This window comes from Stenotrophomonas sp. STEN087 (assembly GCF_056759115.1).
Genome location: NZ_JBRRCR010000125.1, coordinates 1 through 7,953, shown reverse-complemented (window position 1 = coordinate 7,953; position 7,953 = coordinate 1). Strand labels below are relative to the sequence as shown.

Here is a 7,953-nt window from a genome sequence, read left to right as displayed (position 1 = left end):
CGCGGCGGGCAGGGCGTCGGCGGTCACGTCCAGCACCATCACCTTCTCACTGCGCAGCGCTTCATGCGCCTTCGCGCGCTGCTGCAGGGGTAGTGCCGGCCGCTGGCCGGCAGCTGTTTGCCTTGGGTTTCGTGCCAACCAAGGTTGGCACCTACCAGAGCAGTCGCGGACCAGGGCGGTTCGACGGTAGCGCTGGGCCATGCCCGGCGAGCGCAGCGGTGGTTCCCCATCCGCCGGGCGTGGCCCGGCGCTACCGGTTACAGCAGCCCTTCGCGCTTCACGGCCAGATACCGTTCCACCAGCGTGGCAGGCAGGGCGTCGGCGGTCACGTCCAGCACCATCACCTTCTCACTGCGCAGCGCTTCATGCGCCTTCGCGCGCTGCTGCAGGTACAGCGCGGCGGCACCGGCCTGGGCGGCGTCTTCCAGAGTCTGCACCTCGCCTTCCAGCGCGGTATCCAGTTCGCGTTCGCGCAGGCTGGCCACGCACACCAGGTGGCGGCGCTGCAGCAGGCGCACGGCGGCCAGCAGGTCTTCGATGTCTTCGTCGCGCACGTTGCTGACCAGCATCACCAGCGCACGCCGGCGCTGGCGCAGCGAGACTTCGGTGGCGGCGGCCAGATAGTCGGTGGCCACGGCCTGCGGCTGCAGGTCGTAACTGGCGCGCAGCAGGTGTTCCACCGTGCCCATGCCGCGCTGCGGCGCCACCCAGCGGCGTTCGCCACCCACCGCGAACAGGCCGGCGGCATCGCCCTGGCGCAACGCCAGATAGGCCACCACCAGCGACGCGTTCAAGGCATGGTCGAAGTGCGAAAGGCCGCCTTCGCTGGCCAGCATGCGCCGGCCGCTGTCGAGCATCAGCAGCAGCTGCTGGTTCTTCTCGTCCTGGTATTCGCGCGAGATCAGCTTGCGCGCGCGGGCGGTGGCCTTCCAGTCCAGCTGGCGCAGGCTGTCACCGACGCGGTACTCGCGCATCTGGTGGAAATCGGTGCCTTCACCACGGCGGCGCTTCACGTGCGCGCCCACCAGGCGCGAGGCCTGGTCGGCACTGAACAACGCGAAGCGGGTGAGCGGCACGAAGTTGGGATAGACCCGCACGTCCAGCACCGGCGGCAGCGTGCGCTGCTGCCACCACAGCCGCCATGGCGAGCGGATGCGCACGTCCACGCCGTCGAACTGGAAGCGTCCGCGCTGCTGCGGCTGCACCTGGTAGTGCAGGGTGCTGGCGTGGCCGGCGCGCAGCTGCGGGCGCTGCGGCAATCCTTCCAGCGGCCAGCCGCCGGGCACGCGATCGAACACCTGCACCTGCATCGGCTGCTCGGCGAACAGGCGCAGGCCGATCTCGCGGCGCACGCCGAGTGCCAAGGCCTCGGGCACCTGGCGCTGTACCTGCGGCGATGCACGTCGCCACTGCCGCCACAGATCGGCCAGTGCCAGCGCGGCCACCAGCGCACCGGCCACGGCCCAGCTCCAGTGCGGCAGCAGGCCAGCCAGCACCACGCCGCCCAGCGCGGCCCAGGCAGCCAGCAGGACCAGCAGCAGCGGCGCAGGCCTCATCGGCGCGGCGCTTCCACCTTGGCCAGCAGGGCACCGAGCACGTCGTCCGGGCCCTGGCCTTCGATCTGCAGTTCCGGTGCCAGCGCGATGCGGTGGCGCAGTGCCGGCCGGGCGATGTCACGCACGTCGTCGGGGGTGACGAAATCTCGGCCGGCCAGCACCGCCTGCGCACGCGCGGCACGCACCAGCGCGATGCTGCCGCGCGGGCCGGCGCCGACGGCGATGCCCGGCCAGGAACGGGTGGCGGCCACGATGCGCACCGCGTAGTCGATCACTTCGTCATCGACGGTGATGGCGGCGGTGGCCTGCTGCAGCGCCAGCAGTTCGCCGGCGCCGAGTACGCGCGGCACCTGGCTGAGGTCGAAATCGCTGGCGGCGCGGCCACGGGTGATGGCCGTGACCATGTGCTTCTCGTCTTCCAGCTGCGGGTAGTCGATCAGCACCTTCAGCAGGAAGCGGTCCAGCTGCGCTTCCGGCAGCGGGTAGGTGCCTTCCTGTTCCAGCGGGTTCTGCGTGGCCAGGGCCATGAACGGCGGCGCCAGGGTGAAGGCCTTGCCTTCGATGGTCACCTGGCCTTCCTGCATCACTTCCAGCAGGGCTGACTGGGTCTTGGCCGGGGCGCGGTTGATCTCGTCGGCCAGCAGCAGGTTGGTGAACACCGGGCCGCGGCGGATCTTGAAGCTCTCGCTCTTCGGGTCGTACACCGCATGGCCGCTGACGTCGCTGGGCATCAGGTCGGGGGTGAACTGCACGCGCCCGTAGTCCAGCTCCATCGCTTGTGCCAGTGCACGCACCAGCAGGGTCTTGCCCAGCCCGGGCACGCCTTCGATGAGCACGTGGCCGCCGGCCAGCAGCGCCACCATGATCTGGTCGAGCACGTCGGCCTGGCCGATGAAGGCGCGACCGACGGCATCGCGGATGGCATCGACGCGTTCGATCAGGCGGGCGGCAGCGGCCGCCGGAAGCTCAGGGGCATCGGTCATAGCAGGGATCTCATCTGGAGCAGCAAGCGGATGCGCTCGCGCAGGGCGGAGGAATCGTGCGGCGAAGGAGCGGTGAGGGCGGTGGCCACGCGGCTGGCGGGCCACTGCAGCACCTCGGCGATGGCCTGGTCGCGGGCAGCGCCATCCAGCGCGGCCGCCACCGGGGCGCGCAGGCGCAGGCGATGCAGGAACAGCGCCTGCACTGCGTTGTACAGCTGCGCGCCCTGGCCGAAGCGCAGCAGCAGCTCGCCACTGGCACGCACGTGTTCCAGCAGCGAGCGGCGCTCGACCACCGGCGAAGGCAGCACGCTGCCCAGCCGCTGCGCGCGCGTCCACAGCCAGCCCAGGATGCCCAGCAGCAGCGGAATCCACACCGGCCAGCCCTGCAGCACGATGCGCGCCAGCAGCGTCGGCGGGCGGCTGCCGTATACCAGCCACACCGTGCCGCGCCCGTAGTTGGGGTCCAGCAGGTGGCGGGTCAGGTCGCGGTGGGAGAGATCGAGCAGGCCACCGCGCTGCGGTGTGTTTTTGGCCGTCGCGCCCTTGCGCGGCAGCGGAGCGGCGCCATTGCCGCGCATGAAATCCATGTCGGCCAGCACATCGATGCGGCCTTTGCCGTGGCGCAGGCGGGCGAAGGCCAGCCCTTCCTCGTTGCCCCAGCGGCGCTCGGCATCGGCACTGGCCCGGAAGCCGAGGCTGAAGCGGCGGCCGTTGCAGAACTCGACGTGGTTGGGATCATCCACCACATGGAACGGCTGGCAGTCCTTGCCATGGAACAGGCTTTCCACGCCGATGCGGTCCAGCAGCGGACCCTGCGTGGTGCTGGTCTTGTCCTCGCCCGGCGGCTGCGTGCGCAGCAGCAGGTGGCCGCCACGGGCAACCCAGTCCAGCAGTGCCTGCGCGGTGCCCGGCGGCATCTCGCGGGTGTCCTGCAGCAGGACCACGGTATCGGTGTCGGCCAGGGGCATCTTCGCCAGCTGCAGGCGTTCGCGCGACTGCACTTCAATGCCGTCCGCGCGCAGCGCCTGCCCCAGCACGTACAGCGGGTTGTAGCTGGCTTCGCCACGCGGCGGCAGCACCACGGTCTCGGTGACCTTCTCGTGCGTGCGCAGGAACAGGATGGTCAACGGCACGCCCAGCAGCACCAGCAGGCCGAGCAGCAGGGCCCAGAACGCGCGCGGGCTCATGCCTTCCACCCGAACTGCTGGCGCAGTGTCGCGGCCAGGCCATCGAACTCATCGCGCGTGGGCAGGCGGCCGCCGTACGCGGCGTACTGCCACATGCGCACGATGCGGGCGAACAGATCGCGGTCCGCCTGCTGCGGCATGCGCCGCGAAGCACGCAGGCACTGCGCTTCGGTGGCGCCGGGCGGCAACGCGTTGCCGGTGCGCTCGACCAGGGTGCGCACGCTGGCGCGGTAAAGCAGGGCCAGGGCCTGGCGCGGGCGTCCCTGGTCCCACAGCAGGCCGGCCTGGGTGGCCACGTCCGGCGGCAGCACCACCGGCAGTTCCACGGCCTCTTCCTGCACGCGGGGTGCGTCCTTCGGCGTGCGCCGGCCGGCGCCGCGCAGCCACGGCCACCACAGACGCGCGGTCAGCAGCAGCACCAGCACCACCACGCCGAGCAGTGCCCACAGGCCCCATTCGGCCACCCGCGCCAGCAGCTTCAGGCCGCGGTTGCGTTCGCCATGTTTCTGGCCGGCCTTGTCGTCCCTGGTGTCTTTCTTTTCGGCCTTCTTTTCCGCCGTGGTGTCGTCGATCGGCTTCCACTCGGTGACCTGGCGGACCGGCCGCTGCAGCGGATCCTCGTAGGCACGGTTCACCGCCTGGCGGAAACCGGCGGTGTCCACCGGCTGCTCGCCGAAGATGCCGGCGGCGGCATTGGCCGGATCATTGGCGGCGTTGGCTTCTTCGCCGTCGTCCTCGCCTTCTTCATCCGCGTCGGTCTGTCCGGCCGCCCGGGCTTCGTCGGCGACCGGGTGGGCAGTGTCCGCATCGGCGTCCTGCGCGTGGGCGGGCGCCAGCGGCAGCGCCAGGCACAGCAGCAGGGCCAGCGTCGATGCCGCCGGCAGCAGCCGTTCGCGCAGGCGGCGCAGGGCGATCTCCACGTCCCACGCTTCCATCTGCGTGCGCCGGTTGAGGTACAGGCCGAAGCCCGCACCGACATAGAACGGGCCGATCAGGGCGGCGGCCAGCCAGCTCAGCAGGTTCAGCAGCAGGTCCGCCCACGGCGGGGTCTCGACGCTGATCATCGCCCAGGCCGCGCGCCACGAGTCGGGCAGCAGTTCCAGCGGAATGAACATGAAGACCGCTGCGATCGCGCCCAGCACCAGCACCAGCTCGAAGCCGAGGCAGATCAGCGCCAGCAGGATTGCCGGCCCAGCGGCGCCAGCAGCCACCGCGCGCCGGCGTGGGCCGCGCTGTGCGGGTGCGTTGCCTTCCAGCAGGTTGACCGGCAGGCACAGGCTGCGCAGCAGGCTGAAACGGCGCCAGCCAAGGTAGCCCCAGAAACCGGTGCCGCCCCAGTGCCGTTGCGCAGCGAGTGCCGCACGCGCGCCGACCGTCTCGCCGAAGATGCCGCGTGAGAGTACGTACAGGGGCGCGCGCTCGAACAGCGGCTTGCACCACCACATCGCCAGCGATGCCCAGGCGAAGCCGTCCAGCCACCAGGCCAGCGCATTGAACAGCACGAACAACGGCGCACTGGCCAGCAGCCAGCTGCCCCACACCGCGCGCGCATGGCGGCGGGCGAGGGCGGTGCCCAGTTCCATCGCTTCCCAGCCGCTGCGCGCACGCAGGGCCACGTCGAGGTGGTCAATCCGCACGTTCACCCCCGCGACCGCCGCGCCACAGCCACAGCAGCACGCCGGCCCACAACACACCGCCCACGCTGTACTTGGCCCAGGCCGGGATCTGCGCGATCGACGACCAGAACGCTTCCACGAACGCCGCCAGCAGCAGCATGAAGGCCACGCCCAGGCACAACCGGGCGCCGATGCGGCCGCCTTCGACCAGCGCGTCGATGCGGCGGCGGCGGCCGGGCGCCAGCAGTTTCATGCCCAGCTGCAGGCCGGCGCCGCCGGCGATGACGATGCCGGTCAGCTCGAAGGCGGCATGGCCGACCACGAAGCGCCAGAACGGATCGCCATGGCCGATCTGCTGCAGGTGGCCCGCCACCGCGCCCATGATGACGCCGTTGAACAGCAGCACCAGCAGCGTACCCAGCCCGGCCAGCAGGCCGCTGGCGAAGGTGCGCAGGGCGATGCTGATGTTGTTCATGATGTAGTAGCCGAACATCATCCAGTCGGTGCCGCTGTCACGCCCCAGCCGGTCCGCGGCCGGGTCGTACATGCGTTCCATCTCGGCGATCTGGCTGTTGTCCATCAGCAGATGCACGCTGTCCGGGTACAGCTGCACCACGGCGAAGCAGGCCAGCGCCGGCACCGCGAACATCGCCAGTGCCACCCACATGCTGCGCGCCTGGCTGCGCACCAGCATCGGGAAGTCGGCCACCAGGAATTCCAGTGCCCGCCGCCAGCGCACCGGCGGCGTGCGGTACAGCACGCTGTGGCCCTGCTGCATCAGCTGCTGCAGGCGCTGCACCAGCTGCGGGCTGTAGCCGCGTTCGCGGGCCAGCGCCAGCTGCTGGCACAGGCGGCGGTAGCGCTGGGCGAAGGCGACGTCACCCGGATCAGCGGCTTCGGGCCTGCGCCGCCTGCGACGCGAAGCGCCCGCACGCTGCTGCAGCCAGAGCTCCAGCTGCTGCCATTCGTGCTGGTGGCGGGCGACGAACTGTTCCTGCTTCATCGGCGGCCCAGCAGCCAGTTGGCCATCGCATACAGGCGCAGCACGCCCACCTGGCCGGATGCACCGGTCAGCGGCTCGGCGATACCTGCCAGTTCCTGCTGGCGACCCGGCGACAGGCGCGGCGCGCGTTCGGCAAACGCCAGGACGGCGGCCTGTTCCTGCGGGCGCAGCGGCTGCGACGGCACCAGCACGCTGTCGATGGTGGCCGGTGGCGACAGGTAATGCATCGGCTCGTGCACCACCACGGTGCCGGCCACCAGGTCGCCGAGGCGGCGCCCGTACGGATCGAACAGGCTGCTGAGCAGGCCCAGGGCATAACCAAACGGCAGCATGTCCACGGTGCGCAGCAGGTTGCGGGTGATCGAGGCCATCCAGCCCACCGGTGCGCCATCGCGCGACAGCACGCGCAGGCCGAGTGCACGCTTGCCCAGGGTGCGGCCCCACAGCGCCTCGCAGACGATGGGGTAGGCCCACATCAGCAGGAACATCGCGGCCATGTAGATGCCGCGGCCAAACTCATCGAGCAGTGCCAGCGGAATGGACAGCAGCACCAGCGCGCCGAAGCGGATGCCCAGGTCGACCAGCCAGGCCAGCGCACGTGGCATCGGCCCGGCGGTGGGCAACTGCAGCGGCACGCCTTCCGGCGTTACCACCTCGCGGTAGGTATCGAGCATGGGCGCGGTCATCAGTGCGATGGCCGCGGATGTGGGCGCTGGAGTCCTCTCCGGCGTGCTGCCACAGGCATGGGGGTCTCGACGGTTCCTGGTCGGGCCCCGACTTTAGCAGAGCCCAGTGGTCGACGAAGCGGCTCAGCCCAGGTATTCGTCCTTCAGCCGCACGTAGTGGTCGGCCGAATAGTGCAGCGACTCGATCTCCTTGTCGCTGAGCGTGCGTGCCGGACGCGCCGGGTTGCCCACCCACAGCTCGCCCTCGCCGACCACCTTGCCCGGGCCGACCACGGCGCCGGCGCCGACGAAGGCATGGCGCTCGACACGCGCACCGTCGAGGATGCAGGCGCCCATGCCGATCAGGCTGTAATCGCCGATGGTGCAGGCGTGGATGATGCAGCCGTGGCCGACGGTCACGCCTTCGCCGATCAGGGTCGGGTAGCCGGCCTTGTTGTACGGGCTGTGGTGGCTGACGTGGATGATGGTGCCGTCCTGCACGTTGGTGCGCGCGCCGATGCGAACGAAATTGACGTCGCCGCGGATGACCGTGCCCGGCCAGATGGAGACATCGTCGGCCAGCTCCACGTCACCAATGAGGGTGCAGGCCGGGTCGACGTACACGCGCTGGCCGAGGACGGGCATCTTGTCGCGGAAGGGGCGCAGGGGGTTCATCGCTGTCTCCAGGTGGGGCAAACACGACGATGATACGCGGCAGAGGCATCGGTTGCGGGGGGGGGGGGGGGCGGCGGGGGGGGGGGTGGGGGGGGGGTGGGGTGGGGGGGGGGGGGTGGGGGGGGGGGGGGGGTGCCGCGGGTACCCCCTCCATTTCCCGCCGCCGCGCACCCTCTGGGCCCCGGCCCCCGCCCCCAACCCCCCCCCCCGGCCCACGGACAGGTTCCTGCGCGCGCCAGCCACGAAAGACAAAAGAAAAGATCAAAGG

The 7,953-nt window shown here is 70.7% G+C and carries 7 protein-coding genes; all 7 read right to left on the bottom strand.

All coding sequences use genetic code 11. The annotated features are described in order from the left end of the window. Window positions 1–257: 257 nt before the first annotated feature. A complete protein-coding gene (locus ACVOK1_RS19510) occupies window positions 258–1,556 on the bottom strand; it encodes a DUF58 domain-containing protein (protein WP_481562993.1) in 1,299 nt (432 codons plus the stop codon). After that, window positions 1,553–2,539, bottom strand: coding sequence for an AAA family ATPase (locus ACVOK1_RS19505; RefSeq protein WP_108770383.1), 987 nt, complete (start codon window positions 2,537–2,539; stop codon window positions 1,553–1,555). Before ACVOK1_RS19505 ends, ACVOK1_RS19510 begins: the two co-directional genes overlap by 4 nt. Beyond that, the gene (locus ACVOK1_RS19500) at window positions 2,536–3,726 is read right to left on the bottom strand and encodes a DUF4350 domain-containing protein (RefSeq protein WP_481562992.1); all 1,191 of its coding nucleotides are present in this window, start codon (window positions 3,724–3,726) and stop codon (window positions 2,536–2,538) included. The genes ACVOK1_RS19505 and ACVOK1_RS19500 overlap by 4 nt, the downstream gene beginning before the upstream one ends. Then, complete coding sequence (locus ACVOK1_RS19495) at window positions 3,723–5,363, bottom strand: DUF4129 domain-containing protein (protein ID WP_481562994.1); 1,641 nt, start codon at window positions 5,361–5,363, stop codon at window positions 3,723–3,725. Before ACVOK1_RS19495 ends, ACVOK1_RS19500 begins: the two co-directional genes overlap by 4 nt. Continuing rightward, on the bottom strand, window positions 5,353–6,345 hold the full coding sequence (locus ACVOK1_RS19490) for a stage II sporulation protein M (protein WP_481562991.1): 993 nt from the start codon (window positions 6,343–6,345) through the stop codon (window positions 5,353–5,355). Before ACVOK1_RS19490 ends, ACVOK1_RS19495 begins: the two co-directional genes overlap by 11 nt. Next, on the bottom strand, window positions 6,342–7,031 hold the full coding sequence (locus ACVOK1_RS19485; protein WP_108770380.1) for an RDD family protein: 690 nt from the start codon (window positions 7,029–7,031) through the stop codon (window positions 6,342–6,344). Before ACVOK1_RS19485 ends, ACVOK1_RS19490 begins: the two co-directional genes overlap by 4 nt. Window positions 7,032–7,154: 123 nt before the next feature. Then, the gene (locus ACVOK1_RS19480; RefSeq protein WP_367380693.1) at window positions 7,155–7,685 is read right to left on the bottom strand and encodes a gamma carbonic anhydrase family protein; all 531 of its coding nucleotides are present in this window, start codon (window positions 7,683–7,685) and stop codon (window positions 7,155–7,157) included. Window positions 7,686–7,953: the final 268 nt, after the last annotated feature.